General features: G+C 71.0%; 18 protein-coding genes. 11 read left to right on the top strand and 7 right to left on the bottom strand.

Features of this window, described 5'->3' with window-relative positions:
* Positions 1–51: 51 nt before the first annotated feature.
* From ACGH7X_RS16355 to ACGH7X_RS16345, 3 genes are all read left to right on the top strand, one after another.
* Positions 52–1815 (top strand): PQQ-binding-like beta-propeller repeat protein, encoded by a 1764-nt coding sequence (locus tag ACGH7X_RS16355; protein ID WP_399886041.1) that lies wholly within the window; start codon positions 52–54, stop codon positions 1813–1815.
* Positions 1816–1873: 58 nt separating this feature from the next.
* Entirely contained in the window at positions 1874–3766 is a 1893-nt protein-coding gene (locus ACGH7X_RS16350; protein ID WP_399886040.1) for a PQQ-binding-like beta-propeller repeat protein, read from the top strand.
* Positions 3767–3996: 230 nt separating this feature from the next.
* Positions 3997–4671, top strand: a complete 675-nt coding sequence (locus tag ACGH7X_RS16345) for a response regulator transcription factor (protein ID WP_030399197.1) — start codon at positions 3997–3999, stop codon at positions 4669–4671.
* A gap of 478 nt (positions 4672–5149) precedes the next feature.
* On the opposite strand, the gene ACGH7X_RS16340 is transcribed toward ACGH7X_RS16345, so the two are convergent.
* Both ACGH7X_RS16340 and ACGH7X_RS16335 read right to left on the bottom strand, forming a co-directional pair.
* Positions 5150–5458, bottom strand: a complete 309-nt coding sequence (locus tag ACGH7X_RS16340) for a hypothetical protein (RefSeq protein ID WP_399886038.1) — start codon at positions 5456–5458, stop codon at positions 5150–5152.
* A 21-nt stretch (positions 5459–5479) separates the two neighbouring features.
* Positions 5480–7168, bottom strand: a complete 1689-nt coding sequence (locus ACGH7X_RS16335; RefSeq protein WP_399886036.1) for a sodium:solute symporter family protein — start codon at positions 7166–7168, stop codon at positions 5480–5482.
* A gap of 188 nt (positions 7169–7356) precedes the next feature.
* On the opposite strand from ACGH7X_RS16335, the gene galT reads away from it, so the two are divergent.
* From galT to ACGH7X_RS16310, 5 genes are all read left to right on the top strand, one after another.
* The gene (gene galT, locus ACGH7X_RS16330; protein WP_399886034.1) at positions 7357–8418 is read left to right on the top strand and encodes a galactose-1-phosphate uridylyltransferase; all 1062 of its coding nucleotides are present in this window, start codon (positions 7357–7359) and stop codon (positions 8416–8418) included.
* Positions 8415–9377 (top strand): UDP-glucose 4-epimerase GalE, encoded by a 963-nt coding sequence (gene galE / locus ACGH7X_RS16325; protein WP_399886032.1) that lies wholly within the window; start codon positions 8415–8417, stop codon positions 9375–9377. Before galT ends, galE begins: the two co-directional genes overlap by 4 nt.
* A 28-nt stretch (positions 9378–9405) precedes the next feature.
* Entirely contained in the window at positions 9406–10569 is a 1164-nt protein-coding gene (gene galK / locus ACGH7X_RS16320; RefSeq protein WP_399886030.1) for a galactokinase, read from the top strand.
* A 29-nt stretch (positions 10570–10598) separates the two neighbouring features.
* Positions 10599–11366 (top strand): hypothetical protein, encoded by a 768-nt coding sequence (locus ACGH7X_RS16315; RefSeq protein WP_399886028.1) that lies wholly within the window; start codon positions 10599–10601, stop codon positions 11364–11366.
* A gap of 212 nt (positions 11367–11578) precedes the next feature.
* Positions 11579–12469 (top strand): alpha/beta fold hydrolase, encoded by an 891-nt coding sequence (locus tag ACGH7X_RS16310; RefSeq protein ID WP_399886026.1) that lies wholly within the window; start codon positions 11579–11581, stop codon positions 12467–12469.
* 64 nt (positions 12470–12533) lie between these two features.
* Here the strand turns inward: ACGH7X_RS16310 and ACGH7X_RS16305 are convergent, their stop codons facing one another.
* Entirely contained in the window at positions 12534–12989 is a 456-nt protein-coding gene (locus tag ACGH7X_RS16305) for a GNAT family N-acetyltransferase (protein ID WP_399886024.1), read from the bottom strand.
* Between the two features lie 320 nt (positions 12990–13309).
* On the opposite strand from ACGH7X_RS16305, the gene ACGH7X_RS16300 reads away from it, so the two are divergent.
* A complete protein-coding gene (locus ACGH7X_RS16300; RefSeq protein ID WP_399886022.1) occupies positions 13310–14089 on the top strand; it encodes a LuxR C-terminal-related transcriptional regulator in 780 nt (259 codons plus the stop codon).
* Here the strand turns inward: ACGH7X_RS16300 and tamR are convergent.
* Entirely contained in the window at positions 14048–14545 is a 498-nt protein-coding gene (gene tamR, locus ACGH7X_RS16295; RefSeq protein ID WP_007450665.1) for a MarR family transcriptional regulator TamR, read from the bottom strand. The two genes, ACGH7X_RS16300 and tamR, sit on opposite strands and share 42 nt — an antisense overlap.
* A 119-nt stretch (positions 14546–14664) precedes the next feature.
* Here tamR and ACGH7X_RS16290 point away from each other — a divergent pair, with 119 nt between their 5' ends.
* Entirely contained in the window at positions 14665–15495 is an 831-nt protein-coding gene (locus tag ACGH7X_RS16290) for a trans-aconitate 2-methyltransferase (protein WP_399886020.1), read from the top strand.
* Positions 15492–15863: a VOC family protein gene (locus ACGH7X_RS16285; protein WP_399886018.1), complete on the top strand. Its 372-nt coding sequence runs from the start codon at positions 15492–15494 to the stop codon at positions 15861–15863. Before ACGH7X_RS16290 ends, ACGH7X_RS16285 begins: the two co-directional genes overlap by 4 nt.
* 22 nt (positions 15864–15885) lie before the next feature.
* Here ACGH7X_RS16285 and ACGH7X_RS16280 read toward each other — a convergent pair whose 3' ends face one another.
* Genes ACGH7X_RS16280 through ACGH7X_RS16270 form a run of 3 tightly spaced genes read right to left on the bottom strand, consistent with a single transcriptional unit; the run spans position 15886 to position 18775 of the window.
* On the bottom strand, positions 15886–17061 hold the full coding sequence (locus tag ACGH7X_RS16280) for a CaiB/BaiF CoA transferase family protein (RefSeq protein WP_399886016.1): 1176 nt from the start codon (positions 17059–17061) through the stop codon (positions 15886–15888).
* A gap of 26 nt (positions 17062–17087) precedes the next feature.
* Positions 17088–17765 carry a TetR family transcriptional regulator gene (locus ACGH7X_RS16275; RefSeq protein WP_399886015.1) on the bottom strand — a complete coding sequence of 226 codons (678 nt, stop codon included), beginning with the start codon at positions 17763–17765 and terminating at the stop codon, positions 17088–17090.
* A complete protein-coding gene (locus ACGH7X_RS16270) occupies positions 17762–18775 on the bottom strand; it encodes an acyl-CoA desaturase (RefSeq protein WP_399886013.1) in 1014 nt (337 codons plus the stop codon). Before ACGH7X_RS16270 ends, ACGH7X_RS16275 begins: the two co-directional genes overlap by 4 nt.
* Positions 18776–18912: the final 137 nt, after the last annotated feature.

Raw genomic sequence — 18912 nt, 5'->3', positions numbered from 1 at the left:
CGTACCTCGGGGCGTGGCTAGAAATCAGTAGTAATAAGGGGGAACGCGCTGATGAGCCAGCCGCCGAATCAGCCGCCGCAGCCTGGTGGCTTCGGAGCACCGCAGGATCCACCGCCGGGAGGCTTCGGGGCCCCGACCCCACCGCCCCCGCAGGGCCCGCCGTCCGGTCCGCCGCCGCAGCCGGGGTACGGGTATCCGCAGCAGCCCGGGCAGCCGGGGCCGTACGGTCAGCAGCCCGGACCGTACAACTCCGGCCCGTACGCCCAGCCCCAGCAGCCGGGGCCCTACGGCCAGCAGCCCGGCTACGGCTACCCGCAGCAGCAGTACCCGGGCCCGCCCGGCACCCCGCCGCCCGGCGGCTCCGGGTCCCGCAACCCCTTCAAGGGCAAGCCGGGCCTCGCCATCGGCGCCGCGGTCCTGGCCCTGCTCGTGATCGGCGGCGGCGTGTGGGGCATCACCGCGAGCGGCGGCGACGACACCAAGGACAAGAAGCCCGTCGCGGGCAAGAGCGACGACCCCAAGCCCTCCGGCTCCAAGGGCGGTGCCCCGGTCAACCCCGGTGACGGCGGCGGCGACGGCGGCGAGGACCCCGAGGACCTCAACGAGGGCCGCCAGGCCGGCGAGTCCAAGGTGCTCTGGTACAAGGAGGCGCCCGACGCCCCCGGTTCCGGCGCCGACGCCAACGGCATGTGGATCACCGACAAGGCGGCCGTCAAGGCGGCGTACAAGCAGGTCTTCGCCTACAACGTCGGCGACGGCAAGCCCGCCTGGGACCCGATCGCCTTCCCGGAGAAGATCTGCGCGGTCACCCCGGAGAAGACGGCCGACGACAAGATCGTCGTCGTCTACATGAGCGGCTCCAGCGACCGCGCCAAGTGCAACAAGATGCAGGAGATCGACCTCGCCACCGGTGCGAAGGGCTGGACCGAGGAGATCGGCGACGGCGAGCTGTTCGACTCCACGCTCTCCGTCGAACTCTCCCTCAGCGGCACCACCATGATGGTCGGCCGCTCCCAGTCCGGCACCGCCTACGACGTCACCAGCGGCAAGAAGCTGTACGACAAGAAGAAGTACGGCGACGCCTGCTTCCCCGCCGGATTCGCGGGCAGCGCGACCAAGCTCGTCCAGGTCGCCTCCTGCGGCGCCGGCGGCAACAACGCGCACGACGAGCTCCAGGGGCTCGACCCGAAGACCGGCAAGGTCCTGTGGACCTACAAGTACGACAAGGGCTGGCGGGTGTCCCGGACGTACTCCGTCGACCCGCTCGTCGTGTACGCCACCGACGAGGACAAGAAGGTCTGGAACATCTCCACCTTCACCTCCGCCGGCAAGGTCCTCGAACAGGTCGGCGTCGAGGAGGACTTCGCCCCCGAGTGCGGCTGGGCCATCCTCGAACGCGACCTCCAGGGCTGCTCGGGCGTCGCGGTCGCCGCGGGCACGCTCTACCTGCCGACCGAGGCGACCAGCGGCGCCAACGAGATCGTCGCGATCAACCTCTCCACCGGCAAGGAGAAGTGGCGTACGAAGTCCCCCGCGGACGAGTCGATGACGCCGCTGAAGGTCGAGGGCGACCAGCTCGTCGCGTACGTCCAGCCGTCCTACGACGCGGGCGGCCAGGTCGTGTCCATCGCGACCGGCGGCAGCAGCCACAAGCCGGCCAAGCTCCTGCAGAACCCGCAGGGCGTCGCGGACATCGAGAACAGCTTCTACTCCAAGGACATCGACTGGGTCGACGGGCGGTTCTACATCTCCAGCACCCGCCTGACCGGAAACGACGAGTCGAAGGAGAAGTTGATGCTCGCCTACGGCAAGTGACCTTCTTCCTCCGCTCGCCCCGTCCCCCGTCGTCTCCGCTCTCCGAGGTACTCACGTCATGACCCAGCCGCCGCCCCCGCCGCCCAACCAGCCCCCGCAGGGGGGCGGCTTCGGTCCGCCGCAGCCGCCCACGCCGCCCTCCGGGCCCGACTTCGGCAAGGCTCCCGAGCCGGGCTACGGATACCCGCAGCAGCCCGGGGGCGCCCCGCAGACGCCGCCCCAGACGCCGCCGCAGGCGCCCGCGGCTCCGCAGACGCCGCCGGCGGGTCCGCCGCCGCAGCAGCCGGGGTACGGGTATCCGCAGACTCCGCCGCAGCCCCAGCCCGGGTACGGCTACCCCGGTCAGCAGCCGGGGCAGCCCGGGCAGCCGGGGGCGTACGGGCAGCCGACGCCGGCCTACGGGCAGCCGGGTCAGCCCGGTCAGCCCGGCTACGGCTATCAGCAGCCGACCGCGCCCATGCAGCCCCAGGCCGGCGGGCCGGGCGGCGGCCGGAAGATCAACGCGCAGATGGCGATCATCGTGGCGGCCGTCGTCGCGATCGCGCTGATCATCGGCGGCGGTGTCTGGTACGCCGGTTCCTCCGACGACGGGGGCAAGGACGACACGGCCAACTCCAGCGGCGGCAAGGGCGGCGAGGGCGGCACGGAGGAGAAGGGCGGCGACGACGGCAAGTCCTCCGGCGGCAAGGAGAAGGCGCCCGCCGACCCCGCCGCCAAGGTGCTCTTCCAGGTACCCATGCCCGCGGTGAGCAAGGACGACAGCAGCGTCGTCGTCTCCGGCTCGTGGCTCACCGACACGGTGTACGCCAAGAGCGGCGTCGCCGAGGTCGTCGGGTACGACGCCGACAAGGGCAGCAAGAAGTGGACGATCAAGCTGGAAGGTCCCGTCTGCGCGACCACCCCGCACGTCACCGACGACAACAAGACGGTGATCGTCCACCAGCCCGCCATGCCGACCAAGGCGGAGCCCTCGCACGGCTGCACCCAGGTCGCGGTCCTCGACCTGGACACCGGCAAGAAGGTGTGGACGAAGACCGCCGGTGACGGGCCGATGTCCTTCGACAACGTCACGATCAGCGGTGACACCGTCGCCGCGGGCAGCACCGACGGCGGCGTCGCCTTCGACATCGCCAAGGGCGACGTCCTCTGGTCCCCGAAGACGACCGACACCTGCTACGACGCAGGCTACGGCGGCGGCGAGAAGCTGGTCGCGGTGCGCAAGTGCGGCTCGTACGACGCCCGTCAGCTGAACATCCAGACCATCGACCCGAAGAGCGGGAAGGTGATCTCCGAGTACAAGATGGCCAAGGGCATCGAGTACGCGGGCGTCGTGTCGACGGACCCGCTGGTCGTGGCCGCCGACGTCGGCGACTCCGCCGGTGACGGCAGCGGCATCTCGGACTTCTTCTCCATCGACAACAAGACCGGCAAGCTGCTCACCCGCATCTCCGCGCCCGGCGACCAGTTCGCGGCCCGCTGCGACAGCATCAGCAAGACCGAGAGCTGCAAGGGGCTCGCGGCCGGCAACGGCAAGCTCTACATCGCGACCGAGGAGCACGAGGGCAGCGGCGAGTCCTACAGCCAGGCCAACGAGGTGGTCGCCTTCGACCTGACCACCGGCAAGCAGACCGGGCAGCGCGCGGACTCCGGCGAGGACTACACGATCACCCCGCTGCGCATGGACGGCGGCAACGTGATCGCCTACAAGCGGCCGCCGTACGACAAGGGCGGGCAGGTCGTGAGCATCGACGGCGCCACGTTCAAGCAGACCACGCTGCTGGAGAACCCGGCGACGGAGGCGGTGCGGGACGTGGAGTCCAGCATGTCGCCGGACTACTCCGAGCTTCTCTACTCGCAGGGGCACCTGTACATGTCGCAGGTGTACGCCAGCGAGCCGACCAGCGCGGACGAGAAGGAGTACCTGGCGATCGGGTTCGGCACCAGCGGCTGATCCCGTCCGTCTCGCGTCTCGCCGTCGTGTCCTGGGTGTCCGTCGCGGCCCCGTCCCTCGTTGAGGGGCGGGGCCGTTTCGGTGGGTGCGGCGGGGGTGTATTGCGGGGGATTTCGGCGATCCGGGGCGGTTCTCGCCGGTAGGGGCAGCGCGAGGTCCGGCAAGCGTGTAGCTTCCGGGTTCATGCCGGGGGCATGCATGCCGGGACCGGGTGACTGGGGGGTTGCTCCATGGGAGTACGGCTCATGGTGGTCGACGATCACCGATTGCACGCCGAGGCGCTGGCCTCGGCGCTGAAGCTGAGGGGGCACCGGGTGCTGGCCGCGGCGGCGCCGGCCGCGGGGGCGGCGGAGCTGGTGATCAGCCGGGCGCCGGAGGTGTGCCTGCTGGGGACGGCGGCGCCGGCCGAGCCGGGGATCTTCGATCCGGTGGTGCGGGTCAAGCGGGAGCGTCCGCAGGTGGCGGTGCTGGTGCTGGGGCCGGTGCCGAGCCCTCGCGGGATCGCGGCGGCGTTCGCGGCGGGGGCGTCGGGGTACGTCCGGCACGACGAGCGCATAGAGGGCGTCGAGCGGGCGATCATGAAGGCGCGGGCTGGGGAGGCGGCGGTGGCGCCCGCGTTGTTGCAGGGGGCGTTCGGTGAGCTGCTGAACCCGGCTGCCCAACCGGACGACGAGGGGCAGCGGCTGTTGCAGATGCTCACGCCGCGGGAGGTGGAGGTGCTGGTGCGGGTCGCGGACGGTGAGGACACGCGGCTGATCGCGGCCGGGATGGGGATCGCTCCGTCGACGGCGCGTACGCATGTCCAGCGCGTGCTGATGAAGCTGGGCGTGGGGTCGCGGTTGGAGGCGGCCGCGCTGGCTGCGCGGACGGGGTTGCTGGATCGGGCGGGTGCCTCCGGCGGTTGAGCGGGGGTGCCTGCGGCGGCCTGTGCGGGTTCGGCGGTTGGGCGGGGGTGCCTGCGGCGGCCTGTGCGGGTTCGGTGGGGGTGCGGGGTGCCTGCGGCGGCCTGTGCGGGGTGGGTGGGGGTGCGCGTAGCGCGTTCGGTTCGGTGGTGGGTCGGTGCCGCGCCGGGGGGTGTCCGTCCTCGGAACGGCGCGGAATCGGTCGGCCACAGATGCGGGACGCGTTGACGCGCCAACCGCTGCGGGCGGACACCCCCCGACACGACCCCTTCCCGCCGTACGCGGCCAACCCGCCGCCTCGCTTCCGCCCACGCCCCCCAGCTGCGGGCAGTCGTGCCTCCCCCAGTGCCTGAACGGCCTGGGAGGTACCCCCAGGGCGGCACGGGTGGGCGCAGCGGCACCCCGCTACGCCGGGCTGCGTCACCGCCCGCCCCGCACCCACCCCCGCGCCGGACCAGCCGTCGGCGTCAGGCGCGGACCGTCACTCCTTCGGGGCCTCTTCCAGCGGTGGCGGCGGCGGAGCAGTCGGCCGTAGCTTCAGCCAGGCCAGGAAGAAGACGCCGAGGACCAGCATCGCCAGACCGGTCCACAGGTTGATGTTCACCCCCTGCGCCTTGTCGATGTCGTCGTCGGACGCCACGAAGCCCGCGATCGTCACGATGACGCCGTAGACCACGAACAGCCCGCCGATGATCCGCCGGATGTCGAAGAGACGCGCGGCGGTGACGGACTTGGTCTCCAGCTCGGAGACCTCGTCCTGGAGGTTCTTGTCGGAGTAGGAATCAGACATGTTCTCTCAATCCTCCCGCGATCAGAACGAGAACGGGATGTAGCAGGCGGCGGCCAGTACGACCGCGCCCCAGCCCAGCAGCGCCGGCTTGCGGTACCACGCGTCGTCGCCCTTGGCGGGTGCCTCCGTCATGCCGGGGGAGGTGGTGCCGTAGACCAGGCCCTGGAGCTCGGTGGTGGGCTTCGGGGCGGTGAACAGGGACACGGCGACCATGACCACCGCGCCGGCGACGAAGCCCGCGATCGCGGAGACGAAGTTGGCGCCCTGGTCGGAGGGGATGTCGATGATGCCCTGCTTGTAGATGACGAAGTAGTTCACCATCGCGGCGGTCGTGCCCGCGACCAGGCCCCAGAAGCCGGACTTCATCGACGCGCGCTTCCAGAACATGCCGATGATGAAGACCACGAACATCGGGACGTTGAAGAAGGAGAAGAGCGTCTGGAGGTAGCTCATGATGTTGGAGAACGACGAGGCCAGGAACGCCGTGCCGATGGAGGCGAGGACGCCGATCACCGTGATCAGGCGGCCGAAGCGGACGTAGTAGCCGTCCTCGCGGTCCTTCACCACGTACTTCTGCCAGATGTCGGTGGTGAAGACGGTGTTGAAGGAGGAGATGTTCGCCGCCATGCCGGCCATGAACGCGGCCAGCAGGCCCGTCACCGCGATGCCGAGGACACCGTTGGGCAGCAGCTGCTGCATCAGGTACGGGATGGCGTCGTTGTACTGGAGGTCCGAGCCGGGCGTGCCGATCTTCGGGACCAGGACCGCGGCGACCAGGCCGGGGATCATCACCACGAAGACGATGAAGATCTTCGGGAAGGCGGCGATGAGAGGGGTGCGCTGGGCCGCCGAGAGGTTCTTCGCGGACAGGGCGCGCTGCACCTCGGCGAAGTTCGTCGTCCAGTAGCCGAAGGACAGGACGAAGCCCAGGCCCAGGACGATGGTCAGCCAGTTGGCGCCCAGCGGGTTCTCGCTGCCGATGCCCGTACCGCCCCACGCCGTCATGAAGTCGGAGCCGTGAGACTGGGAGAGGGAGTCGGACAGGCCGTCCCAGCCGCCGACCTTCTTCAGGCCCAGGATGGTGACCGGGATGAGACCGGCCAGGATCACGAAGAACTGGAGGACCTCGTTGTAGATGGCCGAGGAGAGGCCTCCGAGGGTGATGTACGCCAGGACGAAGAAGCCGGCCACCACGATGGCCACCCACTCCGGCCAGCCGAGGAGCGCCTCGACGACGATCGCGAGGGCGTAGAGGTTCACGCCCGCGATCAGGATGGCGGCTACGGCGAACAGGGCCGAGCTGAGCAGGTGGGAGGCCTTGTCGAAGCGGAGGAGCAGGAACTCCGGGACCGAGCGGACCTTCGAGCCGTAGTAGAACGGCATCATCACCAGGCCCAGGAAGACCATCGCCGGGATGGCGCCGATCCAGTACCAGTGGGTCGTGTAGACGCCGTACTGGGCGCTGTTGGCGGCCATGCCGAGGATCTCGGTGGCGCCCAGGTTGGCCGCGACGAAGGCGAGGCCGGTGACCCAGGCGGGCAGTGAGCGGCCGGACAGGAAGAAGTCCAGGCTGGTCTTGACCGAACGGCGGGCGGCGAAGCCGATGCCCAGGACGACCAGGAAGTAGATCCCGAGGATCGTGTAGTCGAGCCAGTTGGTGGGGAGTCGAAGCTCTGCGGCTAGGTATGTGGGGCTTGTGGGGGTTTGCATTAAGCACTCGCTTCGTTCGCGAACTGATCCGGAGCGGAACCTACGCCTCCGCGTTCAGTAATTGAACACTTCTGGTGATGTTCTTTGTTTGATTGTGATGAGCGGCGTGGGTGGTCGGTTGTGATGTGTTATGTTTGATTGTGTTGGGTGGTTGGTGGTTGTCCTTGGTGGTGTAGAGGAGTGCGGCAGTGAAGAAGACCTCGACCCGGCTGGCCGACGGTCGTGAGCTCGTCTACTACGACCTGCGCGACGACACCGTGCGGGACGCCGTGGACCGCCGTCCGCTGGAGCGGACCGTCACCACCTCCGAGGTCCGCCGCGACCCGCTGCTCGGCGACTCCGTCGCCATCGCCTCGCACCGGCAGGGCCGCACCTACCACCCGCCGGCCGACCAGTGCCCGCTGTGCCCCTCGCAGGGTGAGCGGCTGAGCGAGATCCCGGACTCGTCGTACGACGTGGTGGTCTTCGAGAATCGTTTCCCCTCGCTGGCCGGCGACTCCGGCCGCTGCGAGGTCGTCTGCTTCACCTCCGACCACGACGCCTCGTTCGCCGATCTGAGCGAGGAGCAGGCCCGGCTCGTGCTCGACGCCTGGACGGACCGCACCTCCGAGCTGTCCCATCTGCCCTCCGTTGAACAGGTGTTCTGCTTCGAGAACCGGGGCGCCGAGATCGGAGTGACGCTGGGTCACCCGCACGGGCAGATCTACGCCTACCCGTTCACCACCCCCCGCACCGCCCTGATGCTCCGTTCACTCGCCGCCCACAAGGACGCGACCGGCGGGGAGAACCTGTTCGACGCCGTCCTGACGGAGGAACTGGCCGGTGAGCGGGTCGTCCTCGAGGGTGAACACTGGGTCGCCTTCGTGCCGTACGCCGCGCACTGGCCGTACGAGGTGCACCTCTACCCCAAGCGGCGCGTCCCCGACCTGCTCGGTCTTGACGAGGCGGCGCGCACAGAGTTTCCCCAGATCTATCTGGAACTGTTGAGGCGCTTCGACCGGATCTTCGGCGAGGGTGAGCCTCCGACGCCCTACATCGCGGCCTGGCACCAGGCCCCGTTCGGGCAGCTGGAGGAGTTCGACGGCGTGACGCGGGACGACTTCGCGCTGCACCTGGAGCTTTTCACCATCCGCCGTACGTCCGGCAAGCTGAAGTTCCTCGCGGGCTCCGAGTCCGGCATGAACGTGTTCATCAACGACGTGCCCCCGGAGCGCGCGGCCGAGCGACTGCGAGAGGTAGCGAGTTCATGAGCGGGAAGTACCTGGTGACGGGCGGGGCCGGTTACGTCGGCAGCGTCGTCGCCCAGCATCTGGTGGAGGCCGGCCACGAGGTCGTCGTCCTCGACAACCTCTCGACGGGTTTCCGCGAGGGCGTGCCCGCCGGTGCCTCGTTCATCGAGGGCGACATCCGCGACGCCGCCAAATGGCTGGACGCCTCCTTCGACGGCGTCCTGCACTTCGCGGCCTTCTCCCAGGTCGGCGAGTCGGTCGTCAAGCCCGAGAAGTACTGGGACAACAACGTCGGCGGCACCATGGCCCTGCTGGAGGCCATGCGCACGGCGGGCGTGCGCCGGCTCGTCTTCTCCTCCACGGCCGCCACCTACGGCGAGCCCGAGGAGGTGCCGATCGTCGAGACCGCGCCGACACGGCCGACGAACCCGTACGGCGCCTCGAAGCTGGCCGTCGACCACATGATCACCGGTGAGGCGGCGGCCCACGGGCTGGGCGCGGTCTCCCTGCGGTACTTCAACGTCGCGGGCGCATACGGGCAGTACGGCGAGCGCCACGACCCCGAGTCGCATCTGATCCCGCTGGTCCTCCAGGTGGCGCAGGGCGGGCGCGACGCGATCTCCGTCTTCGGCGACGACTACCCGACGCCGGACGGCACCTGCGTGCGCGACTACATCCACGTCGCCGACCTGGCCGAGGCCCACCTGCTCGCCCTGGCCGCGGCCCGGCCCGGCGAGCACCTCATCTGCAACCTGGGCAACGGCAACGGCTTCTCGGTCCGCGAGGTCGTCGAAACCGTCCGCAGGGTGACGGGACACCCGATCCCCGAGGTCGTGGCCCCCCGCCGGGGCGGCGACCCGGCGGTCCTGGTGGCGTCCGCGGACACCGCCCGCGAGAAACTGGGCTGGAACCCGTCCCGCGCGGACCTCGCGGGGATCGTGGCGGACGCGTGGGAGTTCGCGCAGCGGCGCGCGGGCTAGGACTTGACGAAGGGTGAGGGGTCAGGGCATGGGCGAGGCTGTAGCCAAAACCGTCGGCGAGCGGTTCCGGGAGCTGTACGGGGCGGACCCCGAAGGGGTGTGGGCGGCGCCGGGCCGGGTCAACCTCATCGGCGAGCACACCGACTACAACGACGGCTTCGTCATGCCGTTCGCCCTGCCGCACACGGCCGTCGCGGCCGTCTCCCGGCGTGACGACGGCATCCTGCGGCTGCACTCGGCCGACATCGCGGCCGACCCGGTCGAGCTGCGCGTGGCCGACCTGACCCCCGGCTCGGACAAGACCTGGACCGCGTACCCCTCGGGCGTCGTCTGGGCGCTGCGCGAGGCGGGCCACGAGCTGACCGGCGCCGACGTCCACCTGGCCTCGACGGTCCCGTCGGGCGCGGGACTCTCGTCCTCGGCGGCCCTGGAGGTCGTCGTGGCGCTGGCGTTGAACGACCTGTACGCCCTCGGGCTGCGCGGCTGGCAGCTGGCCCGCCTGTGCCAGCGCGCGGAGAACGTCTACGTCGGCGCCCCCGTCGGCATCATGGACCAGACCGCGTCCGCCTGCTGCGAGGCGGGCCACGCCCTCTTCCTCGACACCCGCGACCTCTCCCAGCAGCAGATCCCCTTCGACCTCGCCGCCGAGGGCATGCGCCTGCTCGTCGTCGACACCCGCGTCAAGCACTCCCACAGCGAGGGCGAGTACGGCAAGCGCCGCGCCGGCTGCGAAAAGGGCGCCGCGCTGCTCGGCGTCGACGCGCTGCGCGACGTGCCCTACGCCGACCTGGACGCGGCGCTGGAACGCCTCGGTGACGAGGAGGAGGTACGCCGTCTGGTCCGGCACGTCGTCACGGAGGACGAGCGCGTCGAGCGGGTGGTGGGGCTCCTGAAGTCCGGTGACACCCGCGCCATCGGCCCCGTCCTCGTCGAGGGCCACGCCTCCCTGCGCGACGACTTCCGCATCTCTTGCCCCGAGTTGGACCTGGTCGTCGACACCGCCCTCGCCTCCGGCGCCCTCGGCGCCCGCATGACCGGCGGCGGCTTCGGCGGCTCGGCGATCGTCCTGGCCGAGGCCGCCGACGTGGACACCGTCACCAAGGCGGTCGAGGACGCCTTCGCGGCGGCCGGCTTCAAGACCCCGCGCGTGTTCGAGGCGGTGCCTTCGGCGGGGGCGCGCCGGGTGGGGTGACGTCCGGGCGGCGTGGGTAGTGGGGTGGCATGGCGTGGTGGCGACGTTCGAAGAAGCCGGATGCGCGGGAGCCGGATGCGCAGAAGTCGGATGCGCAGAAACCGGGCCCGATCGCGTTCTCCGTGTTCGACGCCTCGTCGCCCGCCGGGCCGTTCCGGCGGGCGGGGCTGCTGCTGGGCGAGCGGCAACTGCCGCCGATCACCGCGCGGAGCTTCACCGACCGGGTCACTGAGCAGACCCGCGCGAGCTGGCCCGCCGGCACCGGACCGGTGGACTCCCACCTGCCGCACAGCCTGTTCACCAAGGACAGGACGGTGGCCTACGTCGGGGTCGGCGACCGGGCCGCGATCGTGGTCCGCCTGACACCCGACCTGCGCGCGGACCTGTACGACCTGGGCGAGGCGATCGCCGACTCGGGTGCGTCCTTGTACCTCGACGCGCACGCGGGCTTCCTCCGCGCCTCGCTGCTGCTTCCGCTGACGGACTTCGACCTGGACGTCGGCATGCTGCTCGGTGAAGGGGACGTCCAGGAGTTCCTGCGGGCCGCCCACGCCAACGAGACCGTCGAGCTGCACGTCGACCACGCGACGCACGACCGCGTGCTGGCCTTCACCTGCTCGGCAGCGGGAATCCGCGCGGCGGTGGACGCGGGCTTCGACCTGCTCGCCGGTCCGGCACCGACCGACCTCCAGGCCGCGATGGCGGCCGTCAACGGGTCGTTGAACCCCTCGGCGCACATTCCCCTGCGGGTCACCGGGCGCGCGGCCCTCGCCGTCACGGTCGAGGTCGAGGTCTGACGGGCGGGGTCAGCGGACGCGCCGACCGCTGTCCCCCGGGGGAGCTACGCGCAGGTGTCCACCGCGGGGTGACGATCCGGGGCGGCCGGATCCATAGAGTTTTCATCAGTCGCCGGGAACGCCAGGCCGGCTGAGACAGACCCCGGGAACAAGCCCCGAGAAACCCCCGAGTAGCCGATCCGTACCCCACCCTTGCCTGCTGGAGGCCCCCCATGTTCCGCACCTTCGCCAAGGCGATCGCCGCCATCGCCGTCGTCTGCACCGTGGCCGGCGCGGGACTCGTCCTCAACGAGGAGTTCGGCAAGGACGACTCCGACGGCAAGGACAAGGCCTCGGCGGGAGCCTCCTTCACCGGCACGAAGAAGATCCGGATCGACGGCCACTCGGTCAACGTCTCCTGCTCCGGCCGCACGGATGCCGACGAGCCCCTGGTGATGCTGATGGCCGGCGGCGGCGAGGGCCTGGACAACATGGCCGCGCTCCAGAAGTCCCTCAGCAAGACCTCCCGCGTCTGCTCCTACGACCGCCTCGGCGAGGGCAAGAGCGACAAGCCCGAGGCGGGCAGCCTGCAGACCGTCAACGACACCGGTGTCCTGCTCACCAAGGTCCTCGACCACCTGGCCGGCGACCGCCCCGTCGTCCTGGCCGGCCACTCCCTGGGCGGCTACATCGCCGCCCGCTACACCCCCGACCACGCCGACCGCGTCAAGGGCCTGGTCCTCCTCGACGCCACCGTCCCCCACCTCACCCGCGACATGAACCGCACCATCCCCGCCGACGCCACCGGCCCGGCAACCCAGGTCCGCGACGGCGCCATCGCCGCCAACGAGGGGCAGAACCCGGAGCAGTTCGTCATCGCCGACGGCCCCGTCCACTCCGCCGGAGACCTCCCCGTGGAGATCCTCAAGCACGAGTCCCAGTACGCCGAGGTCCCCGAGTACGGCCCCGCCCTGGAGGAGATGTGGGCCAAGGGCCAGAACGAGTGGCTCAAGATCTCCACCCACAGCGAGCTGACGACCGCCAAGGGCAGCGGCCACTACATCCACACCGACCGCCCCGACCTCGCCCTCAAGGCCGTCCAGAAGGTCACCGGGCAGCTCTGACACCCACCCCGCCCCACAGACCGGCCCCGGGCCGTGGCTTCCCCCGCCACGGTCCGGGGCCTTCTCAGGCCAACCGCTTCACCAGCGTGTACTCCGTGATCCCCGGCGGGTAGTCGGGGATCACGCACACCACGTCGTAGCCGCGCTTCGTGTAGAAGCCCGGGGCCTGGAAGTCCCAGGTCTCCACGCGGGCGGCCGCGCAGGCCCGTTCGGTGCGGGCCGTGCGTTCCGCCTCGTCGAGGAGGGCGGAGCCCAGGCCCGAGCCCCGGCAGCCGTCGGCGACCCAGAGGTAGGTCACGTGGAGCCAGGTCGCCCAGGTGTGGCCGACCAGGCCGCCCGCCAGGGCTCCGGTCTCGTCCAGCACCCAGACGTGCAGCGGGAATTCGCGTTCGTGAGGGGTTCCGCGCAGGGAACGCAGGATCGAGGACGCCGCCGTGTTCGTCTCCCGCAGCCGGGTGCGCAGCAGATCGCGCCGTTGTTTGTCGACTTCTGTCACAAGACGAAACATGCGGCTCACCATAAACGCGCCGGGCAGTCAGTTCTGCAAATAACCTTCCGCTCCCGGCGCCCGCCCGTACTCTGATGAACAGCACCGGTGGGGGCCGGTGCCGTTCAGGGGGCGAGACAGCCGGGTACGACGCCCGGGGCGGGGGGGAGCGGTCACCGCACGGCGGCGGCCGTGCGGCTGCGGCTACCCGTCCCGGAGTACCGAGCACAACAGCACAGCTGGATGCGGGGCCCTGGGCGTCGTACCCGTGCCGGTGCCGTCATCCGAGGACGGACAGACGATGGGTATCCCCTGCTCCGCGCGGAGCTCGGGGGAGGGGGTGTGGAACTGCCGTGGTTCGTATCCGAGTCCTGGTCGTCGACGACCATCGCATCTTCGCCGAGTCGCTCGCCGCCGCACTGGCCGCCGAGCCCGACGTCGACGTCTCCGCGGCCGGCAGCGGTCCGGCCGCCCTGCGCTGCCTGGAGCGGGCCGCGTCCGAGGGACGGCGCTTCGACGTCCTGCTCGTCGACGCCGATCTGGGCGGCCACGTGCCCGGCACCCGGCCCGCCGTGCCCGTGCGGGACGGCAACGAGGACGGGCTGGTTGACGGTATCTCCCTGGTCGCCGGGGTGCGGTCGGGGCAGCCGAGCGTGCGGATCGTCGTCCTCGCCGAGAAGGACGACCCCCGGCGGGCGGCCCTCGCGCTCGGGGCCGGGGCCTCGGGGTGGGTGGCCAAGGACTGCTCGCTGTCGCGGCTGCTCAGTGTGATCCGGGGTGTGCTGCGCGACGAGACGCATCTGCCGCCCGCGCTGCTCACCGGCGTCCTGCGCGAGCTGACCGCCGCCCGCAAGCACCGCACCGAGAGCGAGATGCTGGTGGAGTCGCTGACCCCGCGCGAGCGCGAGGTGCTGCGCTGCATGGTCGCCGGGCTGGGGCGCAAGGCGGTCGCGGAGCGGTTGTATCTGTCCCCGCACACGGTGCGCACCCACATGCAGAACGTGCTGGGCAAGCTGGGTGTCCACTCCACCCTGGCCGCCGTCGCGCTGGCCCGCAGGGCCGGGGTGGGGCCGGCCGATCTGGATCGGCCCTCAGCCGGGGATGTTGTCGAACGGGGCGGTCAGCTGGCGTAGCAGGGCCGCCAGTTCGCTGCGCTGGGCGCGGGAGAGTTCGCCCAGGATCGCGCGCTCCTGGGCGAGCAGGCCCGCCAGTGACTGGTCGGCGCGGTCCCGGCCCTCGTCCGTGAGCCGGACCAGGACGCCGCGCCGGTCGCTGGGGTCGGGCAGGCGCTCCACCAGGCCCTTCTTCGCGAGCCGGTCGATACGGTTGGTCATCGTGCCCGAGGTGACCAGGGTCTGGGTGAGGAGCTGTCCCGGAGAGAGCTGGTACGGGGTGCCCGCGCGGCGCAGCGCCGTCAGCACGTCGAACTCCCAGGGCTCCAGCTGGTGTTCGGAGAAGGCCAGCCGGCGTGCGCGGTCCAGGTGCCGGGCCAGCCTGCTGACGCGGCTCAGCACCTCGAGTGGTTCCACGTCGAGGTCCGGGCGCTCCCGGCGCCACGCTGCGACCAGCCGATCGACCTCGTCCTCCATGGCGATCAGTGTAGTGGTTGTGTCGACGTGAAGTCTCTTGAGGTCAACTGTCTTGACGTCGAGAGAGTTTCGGGGTGACGCTGGGTACCCGTCCCGTACGGCCACCTCCTGGAGGCTCCATGCCCGCCACCGCCCCCACCTGGGACCCCGCCCAGTACCTGCGCCACGCCGGCCACCGCGCCCGCCCCTTCACCGACCTCCTCGCCCGGGTCCAGGACCTCCCCGCGGACCCGCCCCGCATCGTCGACCTCGGCTGCGGCCCCGGCAACGTCACCGTCCTGCTCGCCGACCGCTGGCCCGCCGCCCGCATCACCGGCTACGACAACTCGCCCCAGATGCTCGAACGCGCCCGGCAGCACGCCGGCCCCACCCCCGGCGGCGGCCACCTCGACTTCGCCCCCGCCGACGCCCGCACCTGGACCCCCGCCGAACCGTGCGACCTCCTCGTCAGCAACGCCACCCTCCAATGGATCCCCGGCCATGCCGACCGCTTCCCCGACTGGATCGACCGGCTCGCGCCCGGCGGCACCCTCGCCCTCCAGGTGCCCGGCAACTTCGACGCCCCCAGCCACCGCCTGATGCGCGAACTCGCCGGCTCCCGGCGCTGGCGGGGTCGCCTCACCGGCGTCCTGCGCCACGACGACGCCGTCCTCACCCCCGAGGCCTACCTCGCCCACCTCACGGACACCGGCTGCACCGCCGACGTGTGGGAGACGACGTACGTCCACCTGCTGCCCGGCGAGGACGCCGTCCTCGACTGGGTGAAGGGCACGGGACTGCGGCCCGTACTCGACGCGCTCGACGACGACCCCGAGGCCCGCGACGCGTTCGTCGAGGAGTACCGGAACGTGCTGCGCGCCGCCTATCCGGCCAAGGCGCACGGCACCCCCTTCCCCTTCCGCCGCGTCTTCGCCGTCGCCCGCAAGCCGGAGAGGACGACGCAGCGGTGATCGCCGGCATCGACCACGTGCAGCTCGCCGCACCGCCCGGCTCCGAGGAGCGACTGCGCGCCTTCTACACCGGCGTCCTCGGCATGACCGAGATCCCCAAGCCGCCCGTGCTCGCCGCCCGCGGCGGCTGCTGGTTCGGCGCCGGCCCGGTCCAGCTCCACCTGGGCATCGAGACGAACGGCTTCCGGCCCGCACGCAAGGCCCACCCCGGACTGCGCGTCACCGGAATCGAGGCGTACGCCGCCCGGCTGGAGGCCCACGGCACGCCCGTCACCTGGGACGACGCCCTGCCCGGCCACCGCCGCTTCTACTGCGCGGACCCCGTCGGCAACCGCCTGGAGCTCCTGGAACCGGACCCGAGCCCCTGACCCCGGCGGCAGCCGGCCACGCTCACGCCACGCCCTGCGCGACCAGCGCGTCGATGGCCTCGCCGGACAGGCCAAGACCGCCGAGTACCGCCCGGGTGTGCTCGCCCAGCGCCGGTACCGCCTCCATGCGGGGCGCGTCCCCCGTCGGGCCGGGCGGGGCCAGCGCCGGCACGGGACCCACCGGCGTCGGCACCTCGTGCAGGCGCCCGCGCGCGGCCAGCTGCGGGTGGTCCCACACCTCGGCCAGCGAGTTCACCCGCGCGTTGGCCACCGGCACCGCCCCCAGCAGCTCGATCGCCGCGGAACTCGTCAGCTCCGCGAACCGGGCCGCGATCAGGCCGCCCAGCGCCTCCCGGTGCGCGTTGCGGTCCGCGTTGGTGGCGTAGTCGGGGTGCCCGGCCAGCTCCGGCCGGTCCAGGAAGCCAGTGCAGAAGCCGCGCCACTCGCGCTCGTTCTGCACCGCCATCATCACGACCTTGCCGTCACCCGCCGTGAACGGCCCGTACGGATAGATCGTCGCGTGCGCCGCGCCCGCCCGCGGCGGCGGCTCGGCCCCCTCGAACGAGTAGTAGAGGGGGAAGCCCATCCACTCCACCGTGGCCTCCAGCATCGACACGTCCAGCTGCGCGCCCCGCCCCGTCCGGCCGCGTTCCAGCAGCGCGCCGAGGATCGAGCTGTACGCGTACATCCCGGCGGCGATGTCCGACACCGGGATGCCCACCTTGGCCATGTCGGCCGCCGCGCCCGTGACCGACAGCAGCCCCGCCTCGGACTGCACCAGCAGGTCGTACGCCTTGCGGCCCTCGTACGGTCCCGGCGCGCCGTAGCCGGAGATGTCGCACACGATCAGCTCCGGATGCCCGGCCCGCAGCTCCTCGGCACCCAGTCCGGCCCGGGCCGCGGCGCCCGGCGCCAGGTTCTGCAGGAAGACGTCGGCGTCCGCGATCAGCCGGCGCAGCAGCTCCAGACCCCGCGGATCCTTGAAGTCCAGCGTGAGGGACTCCTTGTTGCGGTTGACCCACACGAAGTGCGAACTCAGACCCCGCACCCGGGTGTCGTACGCCCGGGCGAAGTCCCCCGCCCCGGGACGCTCCACCTTGATGACCCGGGCGCCGAGATCGGCGAGCTGACGGCTGGCGTAGGGAGCGGCGATCGCCTGCTCCAGCGAGACGACGGTGACTCCGCGTAGCGGCTGCATGTGTTCCGTTCCGCGCTGTCGACGCGCTAGCTCTTGCGATGCCCTATCAGCCGCGGCTTCGGCTCCAGGCCGTCCAGGCCGTGCCACGCCAGGTTCACCAGGTGCGCCGCCACCTCCGCCTTCTTCGGCTTGCGCACGTCCAGCCACCACTGGCCGGTCAGCGCCACCATGCCGACCAGCGCCTGCGCGTACAGCGGCGCCAGCTTGGCGTCGAAGCCGCGGCTCTTGAACTCGCGGCCCAGGATGTCCTCCACCTGGGTGGCGATGTCCGAGATGAGGGAGGCGAAGGTACCCGTCGACTGGGGGATGGGGGAGTCGCGGACCAGGATGCGGAACCCGTCCGTGTACTCCTCGATGTAGTCCAGGAGCGCGAAGGCCGCCTGCTCGCACAGCTCCCGCGGATGCCCCGCCGTCAGCGAGCCGGTCACCATGTCGAGCAGCCGCCGCATCTCACGGTCCACGACCACCGCGTACAGCCCCTCCTTGCCGCCGAAGTGCTCGTACACCACCGGCTTGGACACCCCGGCCTTCGCCGCGATCTCCTCCACCGACGTGCCCTCGAAACCCTTCGCCGCGAAGAGGGTGCGGCCGATCTCCAGCAACTGCTGGCGGCGCTCGGCACCGGTCATCCGGGTGCGACGTGCGCGCCGCGGCTTATCGTTGCTTGGGGTGCTGCTGGAGTCGGTCGCCACGGCGTCAATCATGCAGCCTTCGCCGTCTCCTTCCGGCGGCGGGCACCGTCCTGATCCGTGTTGCGGCGCGAATCGATACGCGAGCGTGACGGCCACCGCACGTCGTACGCCCACCCCAGCCGCTCGAACCAGCGGATCAGCCGGGCGGAGGAGTCCACCTGCCCGCGCATCACCCCGTGCCGCGCCGACGTCGGATCCGCGTGGTGCAGGTTGTGCCAGGACTCACCGCAGGACAGCACCGCCAGCCACCACACGTTGCCCGAGCGGTCCCGCGACTTGAAGGGGCGCTTGCCCACGGCGTGGCAGATCGAGTTGATCGACCAGGTCACGTGGTGCAGCAGGGCCACCCGCACGAGTGAACCCCAGAAGAACCCGGTGAACGCCCCCCACCAGGACATCGTGGCCAGCCCGCCGATCAGCGCCGGCAGGGCCAGCGACACCAGGGTCCACAGGATGAACTGCCGGGAGATCGCGCGCAGCGCCGGGTCCTTGATCAGATCCGGCGCGTACTTGTCCTGCGGCGTCTGCTCCTCGTCGAACATCCAGGCGATGTGCGCCCACCACAGGCCCTTCATCAGGGCCGGCACCGTCTCGCCGTACCGCCACGGCGAGTGCGGGTCGCCCTCGTCGTCGGAGAACTTGTGGTGCTTGCGGTGGTCGGCCACCCAGCGCACCAGCGGCCCCTCCACCGCCATCGAGCCCGCGATCGCCAGCGCGATCTTCAACGGCCGCTTCGCCTTGAAGGAACCATGGGTGAAGTGACGGTGGAAGCCGATGGTGATGCCGTGGCAGCCCAGGAAGTAGAAGAAGACCAGCAGCCCCAGATCCACCCAGCTCACGCCCCACCCCCACGCCAGCGGCACCGCCGCCACCAGCGCGAGGAACGGAACGGTGATGAACAGCAGCAGCGTGATCTGCTCCAGCGACCGCTTCTGCTCACCACCCAGCGTGGCGGAGGGCGCCGGGCCGCCGTCGGGGCGCGGCTGCGGAGCGTCTGGGATCACATCGGAACTCGTGGTCATGCGTGTCCCCTGTGGGGTCGAGGGTGGGGTCGGGGTGTCCGTTTGTCCGGCTGCCGGGCTTCTGGAACCAATGCACGGTTTCCTACGGTTCCGTAACCTACGGCGACGTAAGTATGGCAGTGCGTGGCCGCGCGGCA

The organism is Streptomyces sp. BBFR51 (genome assembly GCF_044591655.1).
Classification (GTDB): domain Bacteria; phylum Actinomycetota; class Actinomycetes; order Streptomycetales; family Streptomycetaceae; genus Streptomyces.
Note: the sequence above shows the minus strand (reverse complement) of the source record. Positions and strands in the feature narration are given on the sequence as shown.

Bases quoted from the DNA above. Each gene is read 5' to 3' on its own strand.
- ACGH7X_RS16355 (WP_399886041.1), top strand. From the start codon at position 52: ATGAGCCAGCCGCCGAATCAGCCGCCGCAGCCTGGTGGCTTCGGAGCA.
- ACGH7X_RS16350 (WP_399886040.1), top strand. From the start codon at position 1,874: ATGACCCAGCCGCCGCCCCCGCCGCCCAACCAGCCCCCGCAGGGGGGC.
- ACGH7X_RS16345 (WP_030399197.1), top strand. From the start codon at position 3,997: ATGGGAGTACGGCTCATGGTGGTCGACGATCACCGATTGCACGCCGAG.
- ACGH7X_RS16340 (WP_399886038.1), bottom strand. From the start codon at position 5,458: ATGTCTGATTCCTACTCCGACAAGAACCTCCAGGACGAGGTCTCCGAG.
- ACGH7X_RS16335 (WP_399886036.1), bottom strand. From the start codon at position 7,168: ATGCAAACCCCCACAAGCCCCACATACCTAGCCGCAGAGCTTCGACTC.
- galE (WP_399886032.1), top strand. From the start codon at position 8,415: ATGAGCGGGAAGTACCTGGTGACGGGCGGGGCCGGTTACGTCGGCAGC.
- galK (WP_399886030.1), top strand. From the start codon at position 9,406: ATGGGCGAGGCTGTAGCCAAAACCGTCGGCGAGCGGTTCCGGGAGCTG.
- ACGH7X_RS16315 (WP_399886028.1), top strand. From the start codon at position 10,599: ATGGCGTGGTGGCGACGTTCGAAGAAGCCGGATGCGCGGGAGCCGGAT.
- ACGH7X_RS16310 (WP_399886026.1), top strand. From the start codon at position 11,579: ATGTTCCGCACCTTCGCCAAGGCGATCGCCGCCATCGCCGTCGTCTGC.
- ACGH7X_RS16305 (WP_399886024.1), bottom strand. From the start codon at position 12,989: ATGGTGAGCCGCATGTTTCGTCTTGTGACAGAAGTCGACAAACAACGG.
- tamR (WP_007450665.1), bottom strand. From the start codon at position 14,545: ATGGAGGACGAGGTCGATCGGCTGGTCGCAGCGTGGCGCCGGGAGCGC.
- ACGH7X_RS16290 (WP_399886020.1), top strand. From the start codon at position 14,665: ATGCCCGCCACCGCCCCCACCTGGGACCCCGCCCAGTACCTGCGCCAC.
- ACGH7X_RS16280 (WP_399886016.1), bottom strand. From the start codon at position 17,061: ATGCAGCCGCTACGCGGAGTCACCGTCGTCTCGCTGGAGCAGGCGATC.
- ACGH7X_RS16275 (WP_399886015.1), bottom strand. From the start codon at position 17,765: ATGATTGACGCCGTGGCGACCGACTCCAGCAGCACCCCAAGCAACGAT.
- ACGH7X_RS16270 (WP_399886013.1), bottom strand. From the start codon at position 18,775: ATGACCACGAGTTCCGATGTGATCCCAGACGCTCCGCAGCCGCGCCCC.